Origin of the sequence: Ruminococcus sp. 1001136sp1_2201st1_G3_2201SCRN_220225, from assembly GCF_040924365.1 — a bacterium.
Classification (GTDB): Bacteria; Bacillota; Clostridia; order Lachnospirales; family Lachnospiraceae; genus Blautia_A; species Blautia_A faecis.
Window position 1 is genome coordinate 12,099 of sequence record NZ_JBCOME010000041.1, and the last position, 26,305, is coordinate 38,403.

20 protein-coding genes are annotated in these 26,305 nt (G+C 44.5%); 19 read left to right on the plus strand and 1 reads right to left on the minus strand.

Annotated elements, in window-relative coordinates; all coding sequences use genetic code 11:
* Positions 1-44: 44 nt before the first annotated feature.
* The 16 genes from purF (at position 45) to AB5642_RS13405 (ending at position 22,744) form a co-directional block, all read left to right on the plus strand.
* Positions 45-1,469 carry an amidophosphoribosyltransferase gene (purF, locus tag AB5642_RS13330; protein WP_148462806.1) on the plus strand — a complete coding sequence of 475 codons (1,425 nt, stop codon included), beginning with the start codon at positions 45-47 and terminating at the stop codon, positions 1,467-1,469.
* Positions 1,470-1,731: 262 nt separating this feature from the next.
* Positions 1,732-1,959 (plus strand): HPr family phosphocarrier protein, encoded by a 228-nt coding sequence (locus tag AB5642_RS13335; RefSeq protein WP_148462805.1) that lies wholly within the window; start codon positions 1,732-1,734, stop codon positions 1,957-1,959.
* 923 nt (positions 1,960-2,882) lie between these two features.
* The gene (locus AB5642_RS13340; protein ID WP_173736410.1) at positions 2,883-4,511 is read left to right on the plus strand and encodes a CTP synthase; all 1,629 of its coding nucleotides are present in this window, start codon (positions 2,883-2,885) and stop codon (positions 4,509-4,511) included.
* Positions 4,512-4,525: 14 nt separating this feature from the next.
* A complete protein-coding gene (gene gltB, locus AB5642_RS13345; protein ID WP_173736411.1) occupies positions 4,526-9,073 on the plus strand; it encodes a glutamate synthase large subunit in 4,548 nt (1,515 codons plus the stop codon).
* Between the two features lie 14 nt (positions 9,074-9,087).
* Positions 9,088-10,572 carry a glutamate synthase subunit beta gene (locus tag AB5642_RS13350; protein ID WP_173736412.1) on the plus strand — a complete coding sequence of 495 codons (1,485 nt, stop codon included), beginning with the start codon at positions 9,088-9,090 and terminating at the stop codon, positions 10,570-10,572.
* A gap of 336 nt (positions 10,573-10,908) precedes the next feature.
* Complete coding sequence (glnA, locus tag AB5642_RS13355; RefSeq protein WP_173715502.1) at positions 10,909-12,231, plus strand: type I glutamate--ammonia ligase; 1,323 nt, start codon at positions 10,909-10,911, stop codon at positions 12,229-12,231.
* Between the two features lie 19 nt (positions 12,232-12,250).
* Complete coding sequence (locus tag AB5642_RS13360; protein WP_118578478.1) at positions 12,251-12,805, plus strand: ANTAR domain-containing response regulator; 555 nt, start codon at positions 12,251-12,253, stop codon at positions 12,803-12,805.
* A 104-nt stretch (positions 12,806-12,909) separates the two neighbouring features.
* The gene (aspS, locus tag AB5642_RS13365) at positions 12,910-14,241 is read left to right on the plus strand and encodes an aspartate--tRNA(Asn) ligase (RefSeq protein WP_173715503.1); all 1,332 of its coding nucleotides are present in this window, start codon (positions 12,910-12,912) and stop codon (positions 14,239-14,241) included.
* A 66-nt stretch (positions 14,242-14,307) separates the two neighbouring features.
* Complete coding sequence (gatC, locus tag AB5642_RS13370) at positions 14,308-14,601, plus strand: Asp-tRNA(Asn)/Glu-tRNA(Gln) amidotransferase subunit GatC (RefSeq protein WP_173715504.1); 294 nt, start codon at positions 14,308-14,310, stop codon at positions 14,599-14,601.
* A gap of 11 nt (positions 14,602-14,612) precedes the next feature.
* Positions 14,613-16,085, plus strand: a complete 1,473-nt coding sequence (gatA, locus tag AB5642_RS13375; protein WP_173736413.1) for an Asp-tRNA(Asn)/Glu-tRNA(Gln) amidotransferase subunit GatA — start codon at positions 14,613-14,615, stop codon at positions 16,083-16,085.
* Positions 16,082-17,521, plus strand: a complete 1,440-nt coding sequence (gatB, locus tag AB5642_RS13380) for an Asp-tRNA(Asn)/Glu-tRNA(Gln) amidotransferase subunit GatB (RefSeq protein WP_173715506.1) — start codon at positions 16,082-16,084, stop codon at positions 17,519-17,521. The genes gatA and gatB overlap by 4 nt, the downstream gene beginning before the upstream one ends.
* Positions 17,522-17,541: 20 nt before the next feature.
* Positions 17,542-18,756 carry an LL-diaminopimelate aminotransferase gene (locus AB5642_RS13385; RefSeq protein ID WP_368371688.1) on the plus strand — a complete coding sequence of 405 codons (1,215 nt, stop codon included), beginning with the start codon at positions 17,542-17,544 and terminating at the stop codon, positions 18,754-18,756.
* An 83-nt stretch (positions 18,757-18,839) separates the two neighbouring features.
* Positions 18,840-19,169 carry a cupin domain-containing protein gene (locus tag AB5642_RS13390; protein WP_118578473.1) on the plus strand — a complete coding sequence of 110 codons (330 nt, stop codon included), beginning with the start codon at positions 18,840-18,842 and terminating at the stop codon, positions 19,167-19,169.
* A gap of 195 nt (positions 19,170-19,364) precedes the next feature.
* Positions 19,365-20,627 (plus strand): M18 family aminopeptidase, encoded by a 1,263-nt coding sequence (locus tag AB5642_RS13395; RefSeq protein ID WP_173715508.1) that lies wholly within the window; start codon positions 19,365-19,367, stop codon positions 20,625-20,627.
* The gene (locus tag AB5642_RS13400) at positions 20,620-21,489 is read left to right on the plus strand and encodes an HAD-IIB family hydrolase (protein ID WP_244095631.1); all 870 of its coding nucleotides are present in this window, start codon (positions 20,620-20,622) and stop codon (positions 21,487-21,489) included. Before AB5642_RS13395 ends, AB5642_RS13400 begins: the two co-directional genes overlap by 8 nt.
* A gap of 61 nt (positions 21,490-21,550) precedes the next feature.
* The gene (locus AB5642_RS13405) at positions 21,551-22,744 is read left to right on the plus strand and encodes a M20 family metallopeptidase (RefSeq protein WP_148462918.1); all 1,194 of its coding nucleotides are present in this window, start codon (positions 21,551-21,553) and stop codon (positions 22,742-22,744) included.
* 9 nt (positions 22,745-22,753) lie between these two features.
* On the opposite strand, the gene AB5642_RS13410 is transcribed toward AB5642_RS13405, so the two are convergent.
* Entirely contained in the window at positions 22,754-23,698 is a 945-nt protein-coding gene (locus AB5642_RS13410; RefSeq protein ID WP_118578470.1) for an AEC family transporter, read from the minus strand.
* A gap of 157 nt (positions 23,699-23,855) precedes the next feature.
* Here AB5642_RS13410 and AB5642_RS13415 point away from each other — a divergent pair, with 157 nt between their 5' ends.
* The 3 genes from AB5642_RS13415 to AB5642_RS13425 form a co-directional block, all read left to right on the plus strand.
* Positions 23,856-24,935, plus strand: a complete 1,080-nt coding sequence (locus AB5642_RS13415) for a tyrosine-protein phosphatase (RefSeq protein ID WP_118578469.1) — start codon at positions 23,856-23,858, stop codon at positions 24,933-24,935.
* 194 nt (positions 24,936-25,129) lie between these two features.
* Complete coding sequence (gene ilvN, locus AB5642_RS13420; protein ID WP_118578468.1) at positions 25,130-25,627, plus strand: acetolactate synthase small subunit; 498 nt, start codon at positions 25,130-25,132, stop codon at positions 25,625-25,627.
* A 191-nt stretch (positions 25,628-25,818) separates the two neighbouring features.
* Positions 25,819-26,305: NAD(P)-binding domain-containing protein (locus AB5642_RS13425; RefSeq protein WP_368371689.1), on the plus strand; the 487-nt coding region annotated here is incomplete at its 3' end.

The window sequence follows — 26,305 nt, forward strand, 5'->3', positions numbered from 1 at the left end:
GATTTGATCATTAAAATAAAACTCAGTACCGAGGAGGAAAACAAATGGCAGAGATTAAAGAAGAGTGTGGTGTCTTCGGAATCTATGACCTGGATGGAAATGATGTGACGTCTTCTATCTACTATGGTCTGACTTCTTTGCAGCACCGTGGTCAGGAAGCCTGTGGCCTGGCAGTATCGGATACTAAGGGACCTATTGGAAATGTTAAGTTTCACAAAGATCTTGGACTGGTAAGCGAGGTGCTTCGCGAGGATACACTCCATAAGATGAGTGGTGATATCGGAATCGGACATGTACGCTATTCCACAACAGGAGCATCCGTTGCAGAGAACGCACAGCCTTTGGTTTTATCTTATGTAAAAGGAAGTCTGGCACTGGCACACAATGGAAACCTTGTTAACACTGGGACACTGAAATGGGAACTGATCCAGAGCGGAGCAGTTTTTCATACCACCACTGACTCAGAAGTGATCGCATTTCATGTAGCCAGAGAGAGGGTACATACCAGCTGTGTAGAGGAAGCGGTTCTGAATACAGCCAGGAAGCTGCAAGGCGCATACGGTCTTGTGATCATGAGTCCCCGTAAGCTGATCGGAGTCCGTGACCCCTATGGCTTAAAGCCTCTCTGCCTTGGAAAAAGGGACAATGCTTACGTGCTGGCTTCTGAGAGCTGTGCACTTACTTCTGTAGGTGCCGAGTTTATCCGTGATATCGAACCTGGTGAGATGATTACGATCAGCCGCAAGGGCGTGAAGTCAGACATGACTCTTGCAGATACTGTGAAAAAACGTGCTCACTGTGTTTTTGAATATATCTATTTTGCAAGACTGGACAGTACCATGGACGGTGTAAAGGTTTATGACGCACGTATACGTGGCGGTAAATCCCTTGCAAAATCTTATCCTGTGGAGGCAGATCTTGTCACCGGCGTTCCGGAATCCGGTCTTCCTGCAGCCAAGGGATTTTCTGAAGAATCTGGTATTCCATTCGGATTTGCATTTTATAAGAACTCTTATATTGGCAGAACTTTTATCAAACCTACTCAGAAGGAGAGAGAATCCAGCGTTCATCTGAAGCTGAGCGTATTGGATGCAGTTGTAAAAGGAAAACGCATTGTGCTTGTGGATGATTCTATTGTCCGTGGAACTACCATAGCAAACCTGATCCGCATGCTGAAAGAAGCAGGCGCTCTTGAAGTGCACGTAAGGATCAGTTCCCCGCCATTTTTACATCCATGCTATTTCGGAACCGATGTGCCAAGCAATGACCAGCTGATCGCAGCACAGCACTCCACAGAAGAAATCTGTAAGATGATAGGGGCCGATTCCCTTGGTTATATGGAGATTGATTATCTGGAGGGCATGGCAGGTGGACTTCCTATTTGCAAGGCATGCTTTGACGGAAAGTATCCGATGGTAATTCCAGATGAGAATAATTTACAAAATGATTTTGAAATTCATAAGATATAAGAGAAATAATTTTTCCTGTGCAGGTTGTCTCAGAACTTCCATAATAATAAAATAGTGCATAATTACCAATATACCGGTCGCATATTTGTGCAATCGGTATATTTATTCCTGAAATGTTACAAAAAAGCGTGAAAGAAAAAACTTGACAAATATCGAGACTTGGTGCATAATTTGCCTCAATCAAAGGAAAACGTTTTCAAGAGCCTTTGATTTTGATAGAAAAGGAAATTATAATTCCTGTAAAACAGAAAGGGTGATAACGATGTGTCAGAAGCAGATTAAGCTGAATGCGAAGGAGGATGTTCAGGAATTCGTAAAGGCAGCAGGTAAATGTGATTTTGACATAGATGTTTTCTATAACAGAATCATCATTGATGCAAAATCCATTCTGGGAGTTCTGAGCATGGATCTTACAAGGGTTCTTACTGTACAGTGCCATGGCGAGAGCAAGGAATTTAACCGTACATTACAGAAGTTTGCAGTTGCCTGATTAAGCAGTTGTAAACTGGCACCTTTTAAGGTGTCTATAAAAATCGTAAAAAACAGATATTGCCGGGAACGACTTGAAATATGAGACAGCATGGTATCCCGACAGCATCTGTTTTTTTTAACCCCGAATTGCTATTTAGTGTGTTGAAAGTTGTTCAAGGCGGACGCATTCGGACAATGGTGATTGCTCACTCGCCGGCGCAACGCTCCAGCGAACTAACTGCTAACTGCGACTAAATCGTTCAGGAGAGCCTTCACGATTAAGTCTCCGTAAGCAGTGGATTTCGCCTACGCTAAAACCGCGCCTGAAATGGCTCGCTAGAGCAATCACCATTGCCCGAATGCTGTGTACTGGCTGGGACTTATTTGTACATAGGAACTTTCGACAGAGGGGGAGGGGGAGTGATTGGTTTCCCGATACTTTCTTGGCAATGATAGATTGGCAAAAAACAATAAAGTTGCGGGATACCAACTACTTCACACCACCCCCGTTGTTGTCGTTACTGTTTCTTTCTTCCCTTTCCAGTAACCAGCGATTTTGCAATGTATATTCGCAAGCCGCGCATTTCAGGAGCGGTTTTAGTGGAGGCGAGATCCATGACTTACGGAGACTTAGGCGCGAAGGCTCTCCTGAGCGTCTTAGTCGTAGTTAGTCATTAGCTTGCCGGAACGTTGCGACGCGCGGCGGTGAATATACATTGTGAAATCGCGTCCGGGATAACGACCAACCAATTAAATAGCAAAAAAAGTGGATTGACAAAGCCAAAAAAATGATATATTATATAGCATATTTTTGAATAAGAATTTGTTTTGACAAAGGCGTCAAAGAGAAATGGATAGGTTAAGTGCCCCCTAATCCTCCTCTTTGACGCCTTTTTTACATATTAGAACACATTAAAAGCAATTGGAGGAGGAAATCAAAAGATGGCAGTAAAATACGTTTTTGTCACTGGCGGTGTTGTGTCAGGACTGGGAAAGGGAATCACAGCAGCTTCACTTGGGCGACTTTTAAAGGCAAGAGGTTTTCAGGTCACAATGCAGAAATTTGACCCTTACATCAATATTGATCCCGGAACCATGAACCCTATTCAGCATGGAGAAGTCTTCGTAACAGACGATGGAACCGAGACCGACCTGGATCTTGGCCATTATGAACGATTCATTGATGAAAGCCTGGATAAAAATTCCAATGTAACTACCGGAAAAATTTATTGGTCCGTTTTACAAAAAGAACGTCATGGAGACTTTGGAGGAGGAACCGTACAGGTAATCCCTCATATTACAAATGAAATCAAAAGCCGCTTCTATCGCGCAAAATCCCCGGATGAAAACAGGATTGCCATTATCGAAGTCGGCGGAACAGTAGGAGATATTGAAAGCCAGCCATTTCTGGAATCCATCAGACAGTTTCAGCATGATGTGGGGCATGAAAATGCAATCCTTATCCATGTAACCCTGATTCCATACCTGAAAGCTTCAGGAGAAATGAAAACAAAACCAACCCAGGCCAGTGTAAAGGAGCTTCAGGCAATGGGAATCCAGCCGGATGTTCTGGTATGCAGAAGTGAATATCCGCTGACCGACGACCTGAGAGCAAAAATTGCCCTGTTCTGTAACGTGCCGGTAAGCCATGTACTTCAGAATCTGGATGTAGAGTATCTGTATGAGGCCCCACTTGCGATGGAACGTGAAAAACTGGCAGATGTGGTCATGCAGTCATTGGGACTTGAAAAAAGAAAACCAGACCTTACGGACTGGGAAGCTATGGTAGAAAATCTCCGCCATCCGGATAAAACTGTAAACATTGCCATGGTAGGAAAATATACCCAGCTTCATGATGCATACCTTAGTGTGGTGGAAGCTCTGAAGCATGGCGGAATCGCATGCAAGGCGAAAGTAGAGATTACCTGGATCGATTCCGAAGAGTTAAACGAGAAGAACCTGGATCAGAGGCTTTACCAGGTAGATGGAATCCTGGTTCCAGGTGGTTTCGGCGGAAGAGGAACAGAAGGAATGATCCTGGCAGCCCAGTATGCCCGTGTACATAAGATCCCATACCTTGGAATCTGTCTTGGAATGCAGATGGCAATCGTAGAATTTGCCCGTCATGTACTTGGTTATGAAGATGCAAACAGCATTGAACTTGCACCAGAAACTACCAATCCGGTAATTGCCCTTATGCCAGACCAGGAAGATGTGGAAGATCTTGGAGGAACCCTGCGCCTTGGAAGTTATCCATGTGTGCTTGCGGATGGTTCTTTATCCCTGGAACTTTTCGGACAGAAAGAAATTCAGGAACGTCACAGACATCGTTATGAAGTTAACAATGCATATCGCAAAGAACTGGCAGAAAAAGGCATGACCATAGCAGGAACTTCTCCTGATGGTCACATTGTGGAAATGATCGAGATTCCGGCAAACCCATTCTTTGTAGGAACCCAGGGACATCCGGAGTTCAAATCAAGACCAAACCATGCTCACCCGCTGTTCCGTGGATTTATCCAGGCAGCTGTAGATAAATTAAACAAAGAGGAAACTCTTAATCAACAATAGAAAGGATGAGGAAAATGAAAGAAGTGATAAAGGAAAGGCAGGGACTTTACCGCCAGGAATTTGAACATGATAACTGCGGTATCGGTGCAGTTGTCAATATCAAAGGTAAAAAATCCCATGATACAGTTGCCAACGCATTGCGGATTGTAGAGAATCTGGATCATCGTGCCGGAAAAGATGCAGAAGGCAAAACAGGTGATGGCGTTGGTATCCTCCTTCAGATTTCCCATAAATTTTTTAAGAAAGCATGTAAAAAAGAGGGAATCGAAATCGGCCAGGAAAGAGAATATGGTATTGGCCAGTTCTTTTTCCCACAGCATGAGATCAAACGTGCCCAGGCAAAAAAAATGTTTGAGATCATTGTGGAAAAAGAGGGACTGGAGTTCCTTGGCTGGAGAGAAGTTCCGGTAGTTCCGGAGGTTCTCGGACATAAGGCAAGAGAGTGCATGCCATACATTATGCAGGCATTTATCAAAAAGCCGGATGATCTGGAAAAAGGCATCGCATTTGACCGTAAACTGTATATTGCCCGTCGTGAGTTTGAACAAAGTAATGACAACACTTACGTATGTTCTATGAGTAGCCGTACGATTGTTTATAAAGGTATGTTCCTGGTTGGACAGCTTCGTACATTTTTCTCTGACCTTCAGAGCCTGGATTATGAATCTGCGATTGCACTGGTACATTCCCGTTTCAGTACCAACACAAATCCAAGCTGGGAGAGAGCACATCCAAACCGTCTGATCGTGCACAATGGTGAGATCAACACCATCCGTGGAAACGCAGATAAGATGCTGGCAAGAGAGGAAAATATGGAGTCCCCATACTTAGAAGGGGAAATGCAGAAAATCCTTCCGGTAGTCAACCGAAATGGTTCTGATTCTGCAATGCTCGATAATACGTTGGAATTCCTTACCATGAGCGGCATGGATCTTCCGCTTGCAGTGATGATCACCATTCCGGAGCCATGGGCAAATAACGATACCATTTCCCAGGAAAAACGTGACTTCTATCAGTATTATGCCACTATGATGGAGCCATGGGATGGACCTGCGTCTATTCTTTTCTCAGATGGAGATGTGATGGGCGCAGTGCTTGACCGTAACGGTCTTCGTCCGTCAAGATATTACGTGACATCCGATGGCTGCATGATTCTTTCTTCTGAGGTTGGAGTATTGCCGGTACCGGAAGAGAAGATCATATTAAAAGAGCGTCTTCATCCTGGAAAAATGCTTCTGGTAGATACGGTTCAAGGCAAGATCATTGATGATAACGAATTAAAAGAGATGTATGCGAAGAAACAGCCATACGGCGAATGGCTGGACAGCAATCTGGTACACTTAAAAGATATTAAGATTCCAAACGAAAGAATGGAAGAATATACAGAGGAACAGCGTTCCCGTCTTCAGAAGGCTTTCGGATACACTTACGAGCAGTATCGTACTTCTATCCGAAACATGGCGTTAAACGGTGCTGAGAGCATTGGCGCAATGGGTGTGGATACACCATTGGCAGTATTTTCCAAACAGAACAGACCGCTTTTTGACTACTTCAAACAGCTTTTTGCGCAGGTAACCAATCCGCCGATCGATGCGATCCGTGAGGAGATTGTCACCAGCACAAGCGTTTATGTTGGAAAAGACGGAAACCTTCTGGAGCAGATTCCGGAGAACTGCAAGGTATTAAAGATTAACAATCCGATTCTTACCAATACAGATATGCTGAAAATTAAGGAAATGCATCACGAAGGCTTCAAGGTGGCTGTTGTCTCCACTCTTTATTACAAGAGCACAAAGCTGGAGCGTGCTATTGACCGTCTGTTTGTAGAAGTGGATAAAGCATACAGGGATGGTGCCAATATTCTGGTGCTTTCCGACAGAGGCGTGGATGAAAACCATATGCCGATTCCGTCTCTGCTGGCTGTTTCTGCAGTACATCAGCACCTTGTAAAGACGAAAAAGAGTACTTCTCTTGCTATTATTCTGGAATCCGGCGAGCCGAGAGAGGTTCATCATTTTGCTACTCTTCTGGGCTATGGCGCAAGTGCAGTCAACCCATATCTGGCATTGGAGACAATCCATGAGCTGATCGATACCCATATGCTGGACAAGGACTATTATGCAGCTGTAGACGATTATAATCATGCAGTTATCAGCGGTATTGTTAAGATCGCTTCCAAGATGGGTATTTCTACAATCCAGTCTTATCAGGGATCTCAGATTTTCGAGGCAATTGGTGTATCTCAGGATGTAATCGATAAATATTTCACAGGTACTGTAAGCCGTGTTGGAGGCATTACACTGGAAGATATTGAGGAGAATGTAGAAAAGCTTCATTCAGAAGCATTTGACCCGTTAGGACTTACCACAGACCTTACTCTGGATAGCGTGGGTGCTCACAAAATGAGAAGCCAGGGAGAAGAGCACCGTTACAATCCGGCAACCATTCATCTCCTTCAGCAGTCTACAAGAACAGGCAGCTATGAGATGTTCAAACAGTATACAAATCTTGTGGATAAGGAAAATCACGGCAATCTTCGTGCGCTTATGGACTTTAAGTATGCAGAAAATCCTATCCCTCTTGAAGAGGTGGAGAGTGTTGATGAAATTGTAAAGCATTTTAAGACTGGTGCCATGTCCTATGGTTCCATTTCTCAGGAAGCACATGAGACACTTGCTATTGCAATGAACCATCTTCATGGAAAATCAAATACCGGTGAGGGCGGTGAAAGCAATGAAAGACTGGATTCAGCAGGAACAAAAGATGACAGATGTTCTGCAATCAAACAGGTAGCCAGTGGTCGTTTCGGTGTTACCAGCCGTTATCTGGTATCTGCAAGAGAAATCCAGATCAAAATGGCACAGGGCGCAAAACCTGGTGAAGGTGGACATCTTCCGGCGAAGAAGGTTTATCCATGGGTTGCGAAAACCCGTCACTCCACACCGGGTGTTTCCCTGATCTCCCCGCCGCCGCATCACGATATCTATTCCATCGAGGACCTGGCAGAGCTGATCTATGACCTGAAAAATGCAAATAAATATGCAGATATTTCTGTAAAGCTGGTTTCTGAGGCTGGCGTTGGTACGGTTGCAGCCGGAGTTGCAAAGGCCGGTGCACAGGTAATCCTGATTTCCGGATATGATGGAGGTACTGGTGCAGCACCCAGAAGCTCCATTCACAATGCAGGACTTCCATGGGAGCTTGGACTTGCTGAAACCCATCAGACACTGCTTATGAACGGACTTCGTAACCGTGTCCGCATTGAGACAGACGGTAAACTGATGAGCGGCCGTGATGTTGCAATTGCAGCACTTCTTGGTGCAGAGGAATTCGGTTTTGCTACAGCACCTCTTGTAACTATGGGGTGTGTGATGATGAGAGTCTGCAATCTGGACACCTGCCCGGTTGGTGTAGCTACCCAGAATCCGGAGCTGAGAAAGAGATTCAAAGGCAAACCGGAATATGTTGAGAACTTTATGAAATTTATTGCCCAGGAGCTTCGTGAATATATGGCAAAACTGGGTGTGAGAAGTCTGAAAGAGATGGTAGGACGTACGGATCTTCTGGTTGCTACAGATGCAGTAGATGAGCCGCACAAAGGAAAAGTAGATCTTAGTGCAATCCTGAACAATCCATATGCAAAAGCTGGCAGCGAGGTAACCTTTGATCCGAAAGCAGAGTACAATTTCCAGCTGGATAAGACGCTGGATGAGAAAGTTCTTGTGAAGAAATGCAGTCGCGCAATTCATGGCGGTGAGAAGACCAGATTTTCGGTAGAAGTAAAGAACACAGACCGTGCATTTGGAACAATCCTTGGTGCGGAGATTACCAGAAATAATAAAAACGGACTGCCGGAAGATACGGTAGAGATTGATTGTACAGGAGCCGGAGGACAGAGCTTTGGTGCCTTTATCCCGAAGGGTCTTACTCTGAAGCTTACCGGCGACTGCAACGACTACTTCGGAAAGGGTCTTTCCGGTGGCAAGCTGATCCTGAAGACTCCGGAAAATGCCGGTTACAAGGCGGAAGACAATATTATAGTCGGAAACGTTGCACTCTACGGTGCAACCAGTGGAACTGTCTTTATCAATGGTATGGCAGGCGAGCGTTTTGCAGTTCGTAACTCTGGCGCAAATGCAGTTGTGGAAGGAGTGGGAGAGCACGGCTGTGAGTACATGACCGGTGGTCGTGTGGTAGTTCTTGGAAGAACCGGTAAAAACTTTGCAGCAGGTATGAGCGGCGGTATCGCTTATGTTCTGGATGTGGAAAATGTTCTTTATAAGAACTTAAATAAAGCGATGATTTCTATTGAAAAAGTAGATAATAAATATGACAAAAAAGAACTGAAAAATCTGATCGAAGCACATGTAGCTGCAACGGGATCGGAGCTTGGACAGAAGGTTCTGGATCAGTTTGACATGTATCTGCCTCACTTCAAAAAACTCATTCCAAATGAGTACAAGAAGATGATCACATTAAGTGCAAAGCTTGAGGAAAAAGGTCTGAACAGTGAGCAGGCGCAGATGGAAGCATTCTACGAAAGCATAGGAGTTAAGCATTAAGGAGGCAGAAGATCGTGGGAAAACCGACTGGATTTTTAGAATATAACAGAGAGACGGCAAAGGTTCTGCCGCCAAAAGTAAGAATTGCCAATTTCAAGGAGTTCCGTACTCCTCTTAATAAAGAGAAACAAAAACTTCAGGGAGCACGCTGCATGGCTTGCGGCGTTCCCTTCTGCCAGGCAGGCATGATGATCGGCGGCATGGCTTCCGGATGTCCGCTTCACAACCTGGTGCCGGAGACAAATGATCTGGTATTTACCGGAAACTGGAAACAGGCGTTTCTTCGTCTGAATAAGACACACAGCTTCCCGGAATTTACCTCCCGTGTATGCCCTGCACTTTGCGAGGCAGCCTGTACCTGCAACTTAAATGGAGAGCCTGTTTCCACTAAGGAAAATGAACGTGCCATCATTGAGACTGCATATGCAGAAGGCTGGGTTGTTCCACAGCCTCCGAAGGTTCGTACAGGAAAGACCATAGCAGTTATCGGAAGCGGTCCTTCCGGACTTGCAGCAGCACAGCAGTTAAACAGAAGAGGTCACAATGTAACTGTATTCGAAAGAAGTGACCGGATCGGCGGACTTCTTCGTTACGGCATTCCAAATATGAAACTGGAGAAATCTGTGATCGACAGAAGGCTGAAGCTGATGGAAGCTGAGGGTGTGAAATTTGTAACAAATACAAATGTTGGAGTGGATATTACAGCAGAGGAGCTTTTGAAGAAATTTGACCGTGTAATCCTTTGCTGCGGAGCTTCCAATCCCCGTGATATTAAAGTGCCGGGAAGAGATGCAAGGGGAATTTATTTTGCAGTAGACTTCCTGAAAAAAGTCACCAAAACTCTTCTGGACAGCGATTTCACCAAAGCTCCCTATGAAGAGGCAAGAGGCAAACATGTGCTGGTAATCGGCGGTGGTGATACCGGAAATGACTGTGTGGGTACTTCCGTACGTCTCGGTGCCAAATCTGTAACACAGCTGGAAATGATGCCAATGCCGCCGACAGAGCGTGCTGCTTCCAATCCATGGCCGGAATGGCCGAAGGTCTTAAAAACAGACTATGGCCAGGAAGAAGCAATTGCAGTGTTTGGACATGACCCCCGGGTTTACCAGACAACCGTTACTGAGTTTATCAAAGATAAAAACGGAAATGTCTGCCAGGCCCGGATCGTAAAGCTGAAAAGCGAGAAGGATGCCAAAACAGGCCGTATGATGATGGTTCCAGTAGAGGGGACGGAAGAAGTGATCCCTGCAGACCTGGTACTGATCGCAGCTGGTTTCCTTGGAAGCCAGAAATATGTGACCGATGCATTTAAGGTTGCAACAACTGCAAGAACCAACGTAGAGACAAAACCGGAAGCCTATGAGACCAGCGTACCGCGGGTTTTCACAGCAGGAGATATGCACAGAGGCCAGTCTCTGGTAGTATGGGCAATCCGTGAAGGAAGAGAAGCCGCAAAGGCAGTGGATGAATCCCTGATGGGATATTCTTATCTGTAAGTTGGCAAAAAAATGCTTTGTGGAATAATACCTGCTGAATCGCTGACGGGAAAATAAAAAAGAGAGTATATAAAAAGTATGGTCGGGGGCAAACTAAATTTGCTCCCGATTTTCCGTTCTGATACAAAATATTTATTTTGTACATCATTTTATACAACGCTGATATGGTAAAGTGGTAAAAAATAAGTTGACAAAGCATGACCTCATTGCTATAATTACCTCCATGAACAAGGGCGTTCTTCAGAAGGGTATCTTTTTGAAGTGCGCCTTTTTTGTTTAAATAAGTCATGCGTAATGGATGGATGAGGGCATGAGAGTGAAAGAAGGAGAGAAACCATGGGGAATTACACCAGAGAAGAAGTGTTACAGATGGCAGAAGACGAGGATGTAGAATTCATTCGTCTTCAGTTTACCGACATGTTTGGTACTTTGAAAAATATTGCGATTACAGCTCGGGAGCTCCCCCGGGCACTGGATAATGAATATGTAGTAGACAGCTCCTACATTGCCGGAATTGCAGGGGAGAAAGAGCCGGATATGTATTTACATCCGGATTATAATACGTTTACCATTCTTCCGTGGCGTCCGCAGCAGGGAAAGGTAGCCAGACTGCTCTGTGATATCTACCGCTCAGATGGAACACCGCTTGAGAAAAGCCCGAGATATATTCTGAAACAGGTAGTAGAGATGGCTGCTAAGGAAGGTTATGTTTGTGAAGTGGATCCGGAATGTGAGTTTTTCTTATTCCACACAGATGATAATGGAATTCCCACTACACTGACTCATGAAAAAGCCGGATATCTGGATATCAGCCCGCTGGATCTGGGAGAAAATGCAAGACGTGATATGGTTCTGAATCTGGAAGATATGGGATATGAAATTGAATCTTCCCATCATGAAACCGCTCCGGCACAGCATGAGATTGATTTTAAATTTACCGGTGCAAATGAAATGGCTGACTGTGTGATGACTTTTAAAATGGCAGTCCGCACCATTGCAAAACGGCATGGACTTCATGCAACCTTTATGCCAAAGCCGAGAGCTGAGGTGAATGGTTCCGGTATGCACATTCATTTTGCATTATATAAAGATGGAAAAAATATATTTGCTGATCCTGATGACGTAAATGGTCTCAGTGAGGATGCTTATCATTTTATAGGTGGTCTTCTTGCACACAGTGAAGAGATGGCTGCCATTACCAATCCACTTGTGAATTCCTACAAGAGACTTGTACCTGGCTATGATGCTCCTACAGAACTGACCTGGACAAAGAATAATCAGAACTCTCTGATCCGTATTTCCAATTTAAGATCAGACAGTCTGGCAATCGAGCTCCGAAGCCCGGACGCATCTGCAAATCCTTACCTTGTGTTTGCTGTTTGTATTGCAGCCGGTCTGGATGGAATTCAGCAGAAATTATATCCTACCAAGGCATCGGATCGTTCTTTTTCCGAATCTGACCAGAAAGCTATGAATATTGGAAATCTTCCTCTGAACCTGGATGATGCCCTTACACATTTCGAGAATAGCACCTGGATCCAGAGTGTACTTGGTAAAAAGTTCTGTGAGGAATATGCAGCTGCCAAGAAGGAAGAATGGCTGAATTATATGAGACAGGTAAGCGAGTGGGAAATCAGCCAGTATTTATACAAGATTTAAGATAAGAGAGTAGCATGGTATGAACAGCAGCATTGTAATTGCATTACCGAAAATCGATGACGCAAAGAAAATACGTACCATATTGAACCGGCACGGTTTTTCTGTAGCTGCGGTATGTTCAACTGCTTCAACAGCACTTGCCAGCATGAGTGAGCTGGACGGAGGTATTCTGATCTGCGGCTATAAGCTGACGGACCGGTATTACCGGGATGTGCTGGAAGATATTCCTTCATATTTTGAAATGCTGTTGCTGGCATCTGGAAGAGTGATTGCGGAGGCGCCTACATCCGTTCTTACTGTAGAAATGCCAATGAAAGTCAGCGACCTGGTAAACACGGTGGATATGATGTTGTCCCAGATCGAGCGGCGGCTAAAAAAAGAGAAGAAGAAACCGAAAACGCGTTCCTGGAAAGAGCAGAATTACATTTCCAACGCAAAGTTTCTTCTTATGGAGCGAAACCATTTAAGCGAAGAAGATGCATACCGGTACATTCAGAAATGCAGTATGGATTCCGGGACAAATATGGTAGAGACAGCTCAGATGGTTCTGATGCTGTTATATGATGAGGTATAGTGTAAGGCGGAATTTTAATCCTATTGTATAGGATTTTTCAGAAATTCCGGCCGGGGTTTTTATAAGATATATTTTTATGATTTTAGGAAATGGAGGATGAGGAAATGGAGTTTTTGGATGGAAGCTGGAAAAAAGAAGTGAGCAGCTGGGATGCACTGATGGGAGAAGAACTTCTGAATCAGGAAGCCATCCTGGAGGGCGCCATTCACAGTATCCGCAACATGGGAGATGTTGCATTTGTAATTATCAGAAGAAGAGAGGGTCTGTTTCAGACAGTTTTTGTAAATGAGGATGTTGATTTTTCCATTCATGATCTGAAAGAAGGCATGACAGTAAGAGTAAAAGGTGTTGTAAATAAAGAAGAGAGAGCGCCTCATGGCAGAGAACTTCACATTCGTGAAATTCAGGTGTTGTCTTCTCCAGCTGAACCTCTTCCTCTTGCAATCGATAAATGGAAGCTGAATACTTCTCTGGAAGCCAAATTAAATTACCGTTCCCTTTCCCTCCGCAATATTCAGGAGCGCGCAAGATTTAAAATCCAGGAAGCTTTGACGAGGGCTTTTCGTGATTATCTCTATGAAAATGGATTTACGGAAATCCATACGCCGAAGATCGGAGCCAGAGGTGCTGAGGGAGGCGCGAACCTGTTTAAACTCAGCTATTTTCATAAACCGGCTGTGCTGGCTCAGAGCCCACAGTTTTACAAACAGATGATGGTGGGAGTTTTTGACAGAGTATTTGAGACCGGACCTGTTTTCCGTGCTGAGAAACATAACACTAAGAGACATTTAAATGAATATACAAGTCTTGATTTTGAGATGGGCTATATTGATAGCTTTGAAGAGATCATGGCTATGGAGACTGGCTTTTTGCAGTATGCAATGAAGCTTTTAAAAGAGGATTATGCAAAAGAACTTGAGATCCTGAAGGTTGAGCTTCCAGATGCTTCCAGGATTCCGGCAGTTCGTTTTGATGTGGCAAAAGAGCTGGTTGCAAAGAAATACAACCGCCAGATCCGTAATCCGTTTGATCTGGAGCCAGAGGAGGAAGCCCTCATCGGTCAGTATTTTAAAGAAGAATATAATGCAGATTTTGTTTTTGTTACTCATTATCCATCTAAGAAACGTCCGTTCTACGCAATGGATGATCCGGAGGATACCAGATTTACTTTAAGCTTTGACCTGCTTTTCCACGGCCTTGAGATCACAACAGGAGGACAGAGAATTCACGATTACAATGCCCTTCTGAAAAAGATAGAGGACAGAGGTATGGAGACAGAAGGAATGGAACAGTATCTGGATACATTCAAATATGGTATGCCTCCTCACGGCGGTCTTGGAATCGGTCTGGAGCGTCTTACCATGCAGCTTCTCGGGGAGGAAAATGTCCGTGAGGCATGCCTGTTCCCAAGAGACCTGAACAGACTGGAGCCATAATAAAGTTGATTTTTCAAACAGGCTCGAGTGTGGATTGTAATAATTTCTGTGCAGGAGGATGAGAAAATGGCAAAACAGATTGACGATGAAACCATGGAAAATGTCTGCATTCTTGCAAAACTTTCCCTTACAGAAGAAGAGAAAGAAAAGGCAAAAAAAGATATGCAGGAAATGCTTGATTATGTAGATAAGCTGGATGAACTGGATACATCCAGTGTTGAACCAATGTCCCATATTTTTGGCGACAACAATGTATTTCGTGAGGATGAAGTTACAAATGGGGACAACCGCGAGGCAATGCTTGCAAATGCGCCAAAAGCCAAAGAAGGACAGTATCAGGTTCCAAAGACCATAGGATAGGAGACATTCACATGGAATTAGAAAAATTAACAGCCTTACAGCTGGCTGATAAGATTAAAAAACATGAGGTCAGTGTCCTGGATGGCGTCAAGGAAGTCTTTTCCAAAATAGAGGAGAAAGATGGCAGAATCCACGCATATCTGGACACTTATAAAAAAGAAGCGTATGCAAGAGCAAAAGAGGTGGAAAAGGGCATTGAGGACGGAACTTATACCGGTCCTCTCGCCGGTGTTCCCATTGCTATCAAAGATAACATTTGTGTACAGGGAAAACCTACTACCTGTGCGTCAAAAATTCTGGAAGGATTTGTTCCCCAGTATCAGGCAGATGTGATCAGCCGGCTTGAAAAAGCAGGAATGATCATTATCGGAAAAACAAATATGGATGAGTTTGCCATGGGAAGTACGACGGAAACTTCTGCCTATGGTATTACCAGAAATCCATGGAATACAGAGCATGTTCCAGGCGGCTCCTCAGGCGGCTCCTGTGCAGCCGTAGCAGCAGGAGAGGCTTATCTGGCACTGGGCTCTGATACAGGAGGTTCCATCCGTCAGCCAAGCTCTTATTGTGGTGTAACAGGAATGAAGCCTACTTATGGTACGGTTTCCCGTTATGGGCTGGTTGCATATGCCTCTTCTCTGGATCAGATCGGACCGATTGGAAAAGATGTGGCAGATTGCGCAGCACTTCTGGAAGTGATCGCTGGCCATGATCCGAAAGACAGTACTTCCATTGACAGAAAAGACCTGGATTTTTCCAGTGAGATGACAGATAAGATTACAGGAATGAAATTTGGTGTTCCGAAGGAATATTTGTCAGAGGGAATTTCACCAGAGGTAAAAGATGCCTTTATGGAAACCCTGAAGGTACTGACCCAGATGGGAGCAATTGTAGAATTTTTCTCTGTCAAAACTATGGAATATATGATTCCGGCATACTATATTATTGCCAGCGCAGAAGCAAGCTCCAACCTGGAGCGCTTTGATGGCGTAAAATATGGCTATCGTGCAAAAGAATATGACGGTCTTCATGATATGTATAAACGTACGAGAACGGAGGGCTTCGGAGAAGAAGTAAAACGTCGTATCATGCTTGGTTCCTTCGTCTTAAGCTCCGGTTATTACGATGCTTATTATCTGAAAGCCCTGCGCACCAAAGCTCTTATTAAAAAAGAGTTTGATCAGGCTTTTGGAAAATATGACGTGCTTCTTGCCCCGGCAGCTCCTTATACAGCGCCGAAGATCGGAGAAAGCTTAAAAGACCCTATGGCAATGTACCTTGGGGATATTTATACAGTTGCCGTAAATCTTTGCGGACTTCCAGGAATTACAGTTCCCTGCGGGAAAGACAGTGCCGGACTTCCAATCGGAATCCAGATGATCGGAGACTGTTTTATGGAAAGGAAGATCCTTCGTGCTGCCCATGCCTATGAAAGCGTAAGAGGGGATTTTGGAACACCAGAGGAAGGAGGTAAGAGAGCATGAAACAGTATGAGACTATTATCGGACTTGAGGTTCATGTAGAACTTGCCACCAGAACAAAGATTTTCTGCGGCTGCTCCACAGCATTTGGAGGGACACCCAATACCCACACTTGTCCGGTGTGTACTGGTATGCCAGGTTCTCTTCCGGTATTAAACAAAAAGGTGGTAGAATTTGCCCTGCGCGCAGGACTTGCCACAAACTGCAGCATCAATCAGTATTGCAAATTTGACCGTAAGAACTATTTTTATCCGGATAATCCGCAGAACTATCAGATTTCCCAGCTGTATCTGCCAATCTGCCATGATGGATTTGTGGAGATCGAGACAGAAGCCGGTAAGAAAAAAGTCCGGATCCATGAGATGCATATGGAGGAGGACGCAGGTAAGCTGATCCATGATGAGTGGGAGGACTGCTCTTTGGTAGATTACAACCGAAGCGGCGTTCCTCTGATCGAGATCGTTTCTGAGCCGGATATGAGAAGTGCAGATGAGGTTATTGCTTATCTGGAGAAGCTTCGTTGTACCATGCAGTATCTGGGTGTTTCCGATTGTAAGCTTCAGGAGGGCTCCATGCGTGCTGATGTGAACCTTTCTGTGAGAGTGGCAGGAAGTGATACACTTGGAACCAGAACAGAGATGAAGAACCTGAACTCTTTTAAGGCCATTGCACATGCTATTGAGGGCGAAAGAGAGCGTCAGATCGAGCTTCTGGAGATGGGTAAAAGTGTCACTCAGGAGACCAGAAGATGGGATGACAATAAAGAGTCTTCTCATGCAATGCGTTCTAAGGAGGATGCAAAGGATTACCGCTATTTCCCGGATCCGGATCTTCCGCCGATCCATATTTCTGATGAGTGGATCGCAAAAATCAGAAGTGAGCTGCCAGAGTTCCGGGAGGAGAAGGCTGCCCGTTATCAGAGTGAGTTTGGTCTTCCGGAGTATGATTCCCAGATTCTTACAGAGTCCAGACATCTGGCTGCTTTGTTTGAAGATGTGGCTACGCTGAGCGGCAACCCGAAAAAGGCGGCAAACTGGTTTATGGTGGAAGTGCTTCGTCTTATGAAGGAAAAAGGCATTGAGGCTGAGAAGTTAAGATTTACACCGCAGCATCTTGCAGATCTTCTCACAATGGTCGATAAGAAGGAGGTAAGCCCGCAGAATGCCAAGAAGGTATTTGAAAAGGTATTTGATGAGGATGTTGATCCGGTAGCTTATGTGGAAGAGCATGGCTTAAAGATCGTGGAGGATACCGGGCTTCTTAGCAGCACCATCAGCAGGATTCTGGATGAGAACCCTGGACCGCTGTCTGAGCTTCTTGGCGGTAAAGAGAAGGTTATGGGCTTCTTTGTCGGTCAGATCATGAAGGAAATGAAGGGCAAGGCAAACCCGGCAAGCGTGAGAGAGGCGCTGCTGGCTGAGGTTGAGAAGAGAAAGTAGATTTACAGGAGGATAATCAGATGGTTACCGTTAATCATAATTATTTAAAACTGCCAGGAAGCTATCTTTTTTCTACAATTGGAAAAAAAGTGCGTGCCTATAAAGAAGAGAATCCGGATAAAGAGGTGATCAGCCTTGGTATCGGTGATGTGACACAGCCGCTGGTCCCAGCTATTATTGATGCTCTTCACGGGGCAGTAGAGGAGATGGCTCACGCAGAGACTTTTCACGGTTATGCGCCAGATCTGGGGTATGAATTCCTGAGAAGGGCAATTGCAAAGAACGATTACCAGGACAGAGGATGCGATATTGCAGCAGATGAGATTTTTGTTTCTGATGGTGCGAAAAGTGATTCCGGTAATATTCAGGAGATTTTTGGAACAGACAATAAGGTTGCTGTGTGTGACCCGGTTTATCCGGTTTATGTGGATACCAATGTTATGGCTGGCCGTACCGGAGAGTATAATAGGGTTCGTGAAAATTTTGACGGTGTGATCTATATGCCATGCCGCAAGGAGAATGGATTTTTGCCGGAATTTCCATTAGAAGTGCCGGATCTGATCTATCTTTGCTTTCCAAATAATCCGACCGGTTCTGCTATTACAAAGGATGAACTGCAGAAATGGGTGGATTATGCCAACAAAAATGGCTGTGTGATCATTTATGATGCAGCTTATGAGGCTTATATCTCTGAGAAAAATGTACCGCACAGTATTTATGAGTGCGAGGGTGCAAGAACATGCGCGATTGAACTTCGTAGCTTTTCCAAGAATGCCGGATTTACTGGTGTTCGTCTTGGATTTACGGTTATTCCGAAGGAACTGGTACGAGATGGGGTATCACTTCACAGTCTGTGGGCAAGACGTCACGGCACCAAGTTTAACGGTGCTCCTTATATTGTACAGAAGGCAGGAGAGGCTGTCTATTCTGAGGCAGGTAAGGCTCAGCTGAAGGATCAGGTTGGCTATTATATGAGAAATGCAAAGCTGATCCATGATGAGCTGGCGAAAGCTGGCTTCTCTGTTTCAGGTGGTGTGAATGCACCATATATCTGGCTGGAAACACCGGATAAAATGACTTCCTGGGAGTTCTTTGATTATCTCCTTAAAAATGCAAATGTGGTTGGTACGCCAGGTTCTGGTTTTGGTTCTCATGGAGAGGGCTATTTCCGTCTGACTGCGTTTGGAACTTATGAGAATACTCTGAAAGCCATTGACAGGATCAAGAGTTTGTAATTATAATTGAAGAAAGCTGAAAAACAGGGCGCATCTCTGGCGAAAGCTGGGGATGTGCCCTTTTACGAAGGAGGAGTCTGGATATGAAGATCAATCGTATTGAGCATATGTGTGAGGGGAATGGACATGTGATTATCAAGGAGCTGCTGGATGAGCAGCAGTTAAATGGGAAGTGCGGGCTTTATGCAGAGGTGACTCTGGAACCGGGATGTTCTCTTGGCTTTCATATGCATTATGGGGAGAGTGAGACCTATTATATTCTGACTGGGGAAGGGGAATATAATGACAATGGGACTTCATGGAGACATGTGAAAGCGGGCGATATTACCTTTACACCAGATGGAAGAGGTCATGGACTGGCGAATACGGGGAATACGGATCTGGTGTTTATGGCGTTGATTATTAAAGATTGAGAGCGTCGCTATGCTCGCAAACCTGCCGAAAATCCCCAAGCCACACAAGCAGTACCCGCTGCCACCTCCCCCTGTGTATCGGTTGGAACTGGTTCAAATGTGGTATGTCTTATCACTTTGGCGAGCGGGGCTCGCAAAACGATTGCGGGGGTGTGGCAAAGGGAAAAGTATAGAAAAATATTTAGGAGTTTAGAAATGAATCATACAGCAGAGAAATTACTTACATTTATCAAAGAGAGCCCTACTGCATTTCAGGCAGTGGAGATGATGAAAACAAGATTTACGGAGAATGGATTTACAGAGTTAAAGGAAGATGAGCACTGGGAGATAAAAAACGGTGGGAAGTATTTTGTGATCCGGAATCATTCGGCGATCATTGCATTTACAGTGCCAGAAGTTTCCAGTGATGTGTTCCATATTATTGCAAGCCACAGTGATTCCCCGTCTTTGAAGATCAAGGAGAATCCAGAGATGGTGGAAAATGGGTATGTGAAGCTGAATGTGGAGCTTTATGGTGGTGCGCTTCTGGCTCCCTGGTTTGACCGACCCCTTTCTGTAGCTGGACGCCTGATCGTGAAGGAGGATGAACAGATTTGTGAGAAGCTTGTGACTGTGGACAAGGATATGCTGATGATCCCGAATCTGGCTATCCATATGAATCGTGAGGCGAACAGCGGTTATAAGTATAATGTGCAGAAGGATATGCTTCCTCTTTATGGCCTGGAGAGCGCTAAGGGATCTTTCTTTAAAACTGTGGCAGAGGCTGCAGGGGTGAAAGAAGAGGACATTCTGGGACATGATCTGTTCCTTTATAACCGCATGTCTGGTACTGTCTGGGGCAGCGAGGAGGAATTTGTTTCTGCGCCAAGACTGGATGACCTGCAGTGTGCTTTTTCCTCTATGGAAGGACTGATCGCTGGAAAAAATGAAAAGAGCATCTGTGTACATATGGTAATGGATAATGAAGAGGTGGGAAGCGGCACCAGGCAGGGAGCTGCATCTACTTTCCTTCGGGATACCCTCCTTCGCATTAATCTGGGGCTTGGAAGAAGCTACGAGGATTATCTGATCTCTCTGGCAAAGAGCTTTATGATCTCTGCGGATAATGCACATGCGATTCATCCGAACTACCCTGAGAAGGCGGATCCGGTGAACCGACCGCATATTAATGCCGGAATTGCGGTGAAGTATAATGCGAACCAGAAGTACTGCACAGATGGTATTTCGGCAGCGATGTTTAAGGAACTTTGTAAAGAGGCAGGGGTATCCTGTCAGGTTTACGTGAATCGTTCGGACGTAGCCGGCGGCTCCACTCTGGGAAATATTTCCAATACTCAGGTGGCTTTAAATACAGTAGATATTGGACTGCCGCAGCTGGCTATGCATTCTCCTTATGAGACTGCCGGTGTGAAAGATACCTGCGACTTTGTAAAGCTTGCGGAGGTATTTTATGCCTGATAACATGTTCAAGGGAAGTTATGAAGGTGCTTCTTCTACAGGAAGTGAACAGCAGATTCACAAAAAAGCAGTGTTTTTCGATGCTGATGGTACGATCTGTGATATTGAAAAGGGGACACCGGCCAGTGCTGTAGAGGCGATTACAAAACTGGTGAAGAATGGTCATCAGGCATGGCTGTGTACAGGAAGAAGCAGGGCGTTTGTGCCTGATTATCTGGAACAGATCCCTTTTACAGGAATGATCAGTGCCTGTGGATGTACCATTGAGAAAGATGGTAAAAGGCTTTTTAACAAGGAGATGACCACGGAGGAGGCATGGCATTCGGTGGAGGTCCTTCGGAAATACGGCATGATTCCGGTGATGGAGGGTGCCGACTGGATGTACTACGATAAGGATGAGTATAATACAGATATTAACTGGTATGCTGATCTGATCACAAAGGCTCTGGGGGTTAAGTGGCGTCCTGTTAAGGGGTATGAACACGACCTTCATATCAATAAGATCAGCTCCAAGATCGTGCCGGGAAGTGATCCTGAGAAGGCCTGTGCGGAGCTTGAGGACTATTATGAGTTTATTGGCCATATAGGGGAAGGTCTTGCCGGGGATACCATTGAGATGATCCCGAAAGGTTTTTCCAAGGCTGTTGGCATTGCAGCTGTATGCAGGATTTTTGATATTGCACATGAGGATACCATAGTATTTGGTGACAGCAATAATGACCTGTCTATGTTCGAATATGCAAAGACGAAGGTGGCAATGGGAAATGCGGCGCCTGGAATCAAGAAGCTGGCTGATTACGTGACAACGGATATTTTTCATTATGGAATTAAAAACGGGTTGGAGCACCTGGGATTGATTTAGCTGTTACTTTAGATCATTTCAGACAATTTGCGTACTCCGAGATAAGGGTAAAGGATAAAATATGGCAGAGCGATTAAATTACCAATGTAAATTTGAAAAATACAAAGAAGAGCTGATCAGATTGCGGCGTCATTTCCACAGGCATCCGGAACTGGGGCTTCAGGAGTTTGAGACATCTGCTTTTATACAGGAGTATCTGGGAAAATTAGGCTATCGGTTTCGGATTGTGGAGCCTACGGGGATCATTGCGGAGCATCCCTGTCAGGATGAGGCAGCTTTTGCCGGCAAAAAGAAAGTTGTGCTTCGCGCAGAGATGGATGCACTTCCTATACAGGAACAAACCGGACTGTCTTACGCATCGGAAAATGCCGGAGTCATGCATGCCTGTGGTCATGATGGCATCGTGGCTTCGGCGTTGGTGCTGGCGAGGATTCTGGCGGAAGAGGGAGAGGTTTTTCCAGTGCGGATGCGGTTTCTTTTTGAACCTGCCGAAGAAATCGGTGAAGGTGCAAAGCGAATGCTGGCAGCAGGTGCCCTTGATGGAGAACCAGATATTTTTCTCATGTTTCATTACGCAGTGGATCAGTCTTTTGGAATGGCAGTGCATGAGGGACAGGCTTCGGCTATGATCAATGGCATGGAAATCCGTGTTCATGGAAAATCCAGCCACTGGTGTGAGGCTCATAAAGGAATTGACAGTATTTATGCGGCTTCTCTGGTGGTAAAAGCCCTTCATGATCTTAATGAAACGTATAAAGGAAAAGGTCCCTGCCTGATCGGAATCGGAACCATTCATGGTGGAGAATACTCTAATATTATTACAGATCTTGTGACTCTTCGGGGAAATATCCGGGCTGCTTACGAAGAAGATTACCAGGCGCTGGATAAGCGGCTGAAGGAAACCTTGAATGAAATAGAAGCAAAGACGGGAACAAGGATCGAGTTGGAATATCCAAAGCCTGCAGTTCTGCCTTTTGCAAATGATCCGGAGCTTACCAGGATTGCGGAAACTGCAGGAAGGAAGATATTTGGAGAGCAGTTTCTTCTGGAAGGCGAGGAGCAGCTGTTTTTGTCCGGAGACAATGCCTATCGGTATTTTTTACATACAAAGGGCTTGTTCAGTGTATTTCTGGCAGGAATTCCTGATAAGGGTTATCCGCTGCATCATCCGAAATTTCAGATTGATGAGGATATTTTGCCATATAGCCTGGAGGCATTGTATGAAATACTGTCTGGCATTGACAAGGATATGTAACAGAATCCATTAAATCAATCCTAAACTTTTGCAAATGAACAGCCAGATAGTGAGAGTAAAAGCACTGAATAATGTAGTGAGCATAATGACACTGGAGGAAAAAGACCCTTCGTGCCCCATGTTTTTTGCCATGATATAACAGCTTACTGTGGTAGCAGAACCAAGCATGATCAGAATGGCAACCAGCTTGTCATGGGTAAATTCAAGTCTGACAGCAACTGGAAGAAAAATGGTGCAAAAGCCGATCAGCTTCATAAAAGTGCAGGCGATAGTTGCTTTTAATCTGGAAAAAGCTTTTCCAAAATGAAGGGCACCACCCATGGCCATCAGTCCAAGAGGTGTGGCTGTTTTTCCGAGGTTATTGACAGTACTGGAAAGGATCGTTGGAAGAGGCAGACGAAGGACAGACCAGATAAGACCTGCCAGGATTCCAAGAATAATAGGGTTGCTGGCAATTCCTTTTAAGGTTTTTAGGAGCATCTGTTTGTTCATTCCCTGATTGTCAGGCTTCATAAAAGAGAGAACCATGACTGCCATTACATTATAGAGAGGAACGCTTGCTATGATCATAAGAGGTGCCATACCGGCATCTCCATAAAGGTTCTGGATGATAGCAATGCCGAGGATTGCCGCGCTGCTGCGGTAAGAGGCCTGGACAAATTCTCCCTGTATGTCCCTTGGATTCAGCAGGAAGGAAAGACCGATAGAAATGGCAATGCTGCAAAACGTAGCGCCAAAACAAAAGAGAACAAACTTTGTATCCCAAACTTTAATAAAATCTGATTCAGCCACATTCATAAACAAAAGTGCGGGTAAGGCTGCCTTGAATACAAATTTGTTCATCTGTGCAACAAAGGAATCATCATAAAGATTAATTTTTCGAAGAAAATAACCCAGCATAAGGGTCAAAAAAATAGGAATGGTTGCATTGAGGCAAAAAATCAGATTATCCATAAAAAATTCACCTTTCTAAGTTTGTCAACATGTTGCTGTTCATTCTGTTCACAGTAACCCCGACATATCTTTTTTGATTATAAACTTTTTCCAATAATTGTCAAATTTTGTTTTCTGTGGTATCGTAAGAATGAAAGGCAACGAATGGAGGAGAAATATGAGATACGGTAAGATTCGCGTAGAAGATGGAAACCTGATCTTTTTCAGACATATGATACAGAATAATCTTCCTTGCAGAGATATTGTCTGGGCGTATATCCATCGGGAAGGCGAAAACGCAGAAGAAGCAGTGAAGCAGATGATCTCTAATTATCTGGTGATCATTACCAGGAGAAAGAAGCGATATCAGTTTGAGATGACGGAGCATGAGGCACAGGACTGCCTGCGGATTCTGAAACTTTTCAATCCGGAAATGGCTACCGGATTTCCTAAGGGCGGACGGATTACGATGCAGAGTCTTTCCAATACAAGAGATCTTGGGGCAATCGCCACAAAGGATGGGCGTCATATCCTTCCCAGAAAGCTTATTCGAAGCGGAAATCTTTATCATGCTTCTATGGCTGATCAGCATGTTTTGCAGGAGGACTGCAAGCTGAAGACCGTGATTGATCTCAGAGACCAGCTGGAACGAAATGAAAGACCGGACATTGTGGTAAAGGGAGTGGAATATTATCACATCCCCATGATCGATGAAGAGACTATCAGTGATTCTCCGAAAAGTGTTTTGGGAATACTGCAGACAAATGATATGTTGAAAAAGGTTCTGGAGTATGATGGCGATATAGAGAGTCTGATCGAGCAGCAGTATGAGAATTTTGTAAAGGATCAGTATTCAGTGAAACAATGTGCCAGATTTATGGATGTACTGCTGCATCACGAAAATGGTGCTGCTCTCTGGCACTGCAGCTTCGGAAAAGACAGAGTGGGGGTAGTGACAGCCCTTCTTCTTTGTGCTCTTGGAGTTCACAGAGATGTGATCCGGGAGGATTTTATACGTTCCAATGTGTGCCTGGCAGGAGAACTGGATTATATGCTGCGTTACCTTGAGGCAAACAGACTGGACAGTATTGCAAATGTAAATAAAGTATCAGCGCTTTTCAGGGTAAAAGAGGAATATCTGGACAGAATGTTTCGTACGATTTATGCGGAATATGGAAATGTGGAGCGTTTTTTGAGAAGAGGACTTTATCTGAACCAAAAGACAGTGACAGACCTGCAGAGTAAATATCTGATATAAAATATTTACGTAAAATATAGATACTTCATACTGTGTAAATATGTTAATAGTGAAATGAAAGTGTGTTATATGAATAAAAATGCTTTAATGCTATAAAACATTAAAACTTTTTTGAAGTGTAGCATTGACAAAATAAATTATGTTGTTATAATGATAACCATATCAATCTGAAGCACGAAAGCAGGATTATATTTATGCAAAATAAGATTTTATCTTTACTAGTTGACAACACGTCAGGTGTACTCAGCCGGATCGCCGGAATGTTCAGCCGTCGTGGTTATAATATTGACAGTATCACTGCCGGAGTTACAGCGGATGTGAATTATACTCGCATTACAGTAGTGTGCAGCGGAGATGACGCAATTCTTGATCAGATTGTGAAACAGCTTGCGAAGCTTGTTGATGTAAGGGATATCAAAGTCCTGGATCCATCTGACAGCGTAGTTCGTGAGACTGTTCTTGTGAAGGTTGCAGCCGCACCGGAGCAGAGACAGGGAATTGTTTCCATTGCGGATATTTTCCGTGCCAAGGTTGTAGATGTGAGCAAGGATTCTCTCATTGTAGAAATGACAGGCAGCAAGACCAAGCTGGAGGCATTTATTAATCTTATGGGAGATTACGAGATTCTGGAACTGGCACGTGCCGGTGTTATGGGTCTTGAGAGAGGCTCTCATGGGGTGAAATTTTTGTAATTGCGGAAGCGCTGATCAGGCAGATGCCGCAAGAGTCAATCCGCCACAGGCGGAGAATTCTGAAGGCAGGATTATTTATTTGGTTTGCTAAGGGGCGTATTTCTGGAATGAATAATCATACACAGGATATGCATATATATTCCCTTAACGATATATATTTTTAAGTTTTAACACAGTAGGAGGAAACGAAAATGTCAGCAAGAATTTTTTACCAGGAAGATTGTAATCTCTCTTTATTAGATGGAAAAACAATCGCAATTATCGGTTACGGCAGCCAGGGACATGCTCACGCACTGAACCTGAAGGAGTCCGGATGTGACGTCATTATCGGTCTTTATGAAGGCAGCAGATCCTGGAAGAGAGCTGAAGAGCAGGGATTTAAAGTATATACAGCAGCTGAGGCTGCAAAGAAGGCTGATATCATCATGATTCTGATCAATGATGAGAAACAGGCTGATATGTATAAGAAAGATATCGAGCCAAACCTTGAGGAAGGCAATATGCTTATGTTTGCTCATGGTTTCAACATTCATTTCGGATGTATTGTTCCGCCAAAGAATGTAGATGTTACCATGATTGCTCCAAAAGCACCAGGACATACAGTAAGAAGCGAGTATCAGGCTGGCAAAGGAACTCCTTGTCTGGTAGCTGTTGAGCAGGATTACACAGGAAAAGCAC

Bases quoted from the DNA above. Each gene is read 5' to 3' on its own strand.
- purF (WP_148462806.1), top strand. From the start codon at position 45: ATGGCAGAGATTAAAGAAGAGTGTGGTGTCTTCGGAATCTATGACCTG.
- AB5642_RS13335 (WP_148462805.1), top strand. From the start codon at position 1,732: ATGTGTCAGAAGCAGATTAAGCTGAATGCGAAGGAGGATGTTCAGGAA.
- AB5642_RS13340 (WP_173736410.1), top strand. From the start codon at position 2,883: ATGGCAGTAAAATACGTTTTTGTCACTGGCGGTGTTGTGTCAGGACTG.
- gltB (WP_173736411.1), top strand. From the start codon at position 4,526: ATGAAAGAAGTGATAAAGGAAAGGCAGGGACTTTACCGCCAGGAATTT.
- glnA (WP_173715502.1), top strand. From the start codon at position 10,909: ATGGGGAATTACACCAGAGAAGAAGTGTTACAGATGGCAGAAGACGAG.
- AB5642_RS13360 (WP_118578478.1), top strand. From the start codon at position 12,251: ATGAACAGCAGCATTGTAATTGCATTACCGAAAATCGATGACGCAAAG.
- aspS (WP_173715503.1), top strand. From the start codon at position 12,910: ATGGAGTTTTTGGATGGAAGCTGGAAAAAAGAAGTGAGCAGCTGGGAT.
- gatC (WP_173715504.1), top strand. From the start codon at position 14,308: ATGGCAAAACAGATTGACGATGAAACCATGGAAAATGTCTGCATTCTT.
- gatA (WP_173736413.1), top strand. From the start codon at position 14,613: ATGGAATTAGAAAAATTAACAGCCTTACAGCTGGCTGATAAGATTAAA.
- gatB (WP_173715506.1), top strand. From the start codon at position 16,082: ATGAAACAGTATGAGACTATTATCGGACTTGAGGTTCATGTAGAACTT.
- AB5642_RS13385 (WP_368371688.1), top strand. From the start codon at position 17,542: ATGGTTACCGTTAATCATAATTATTTAAAACTGCCAGGAAGCTATCTT.
- AB5642_RS13390 (WP_118578473.1), top strand. From the start codon at position 18,840: ATGAAGATCAATCGTATTGAGCATATGTGTGAGGGGAATGGACATGTG.
- AB5642_RS13395 (WP_173715508.1), top strand. From the start codon at position 19,365: ATGAATCATACAGCAGAGAAATTACTTACATTTATCAAAGAGAGCCCT.
- AB5642_RS13400 (WP_244095631.1), top strand. From the start codon at position 20,620: ATGCCTGATAACATGTTCAAGGGAAGTTATGAAGGTGCTTCTTCTACA.
- AB5642_RS13405 (WP_148462918.1), top strand. From the start codon at position 21,551: ATGGCAGAGCGATTAAATTACCAATGTAAATTTGAAAAATACAAAGAA.
- AB5642_RS13410 (WP_118578470.1), bottom strand. From the start codon at position 23,698: ATGGATAATCTGATTTTTTGCCTCAATGCAACCATTCCTATTTTTTTG.
- AB5642_RS13415 (WP_118578469.1), top strand. From the start codon at position 23,856: ATGAGATACGGTAAGATTCGCGTAGAAGATGGAAACCTGATCTTTTTC.
- ilvN (WP_118578468.1), top strand. From the start codon at position 25,130: ATGCAAAATAAGATTTTATCTTTACTAGTTGACAACACGTCAGGTGTA.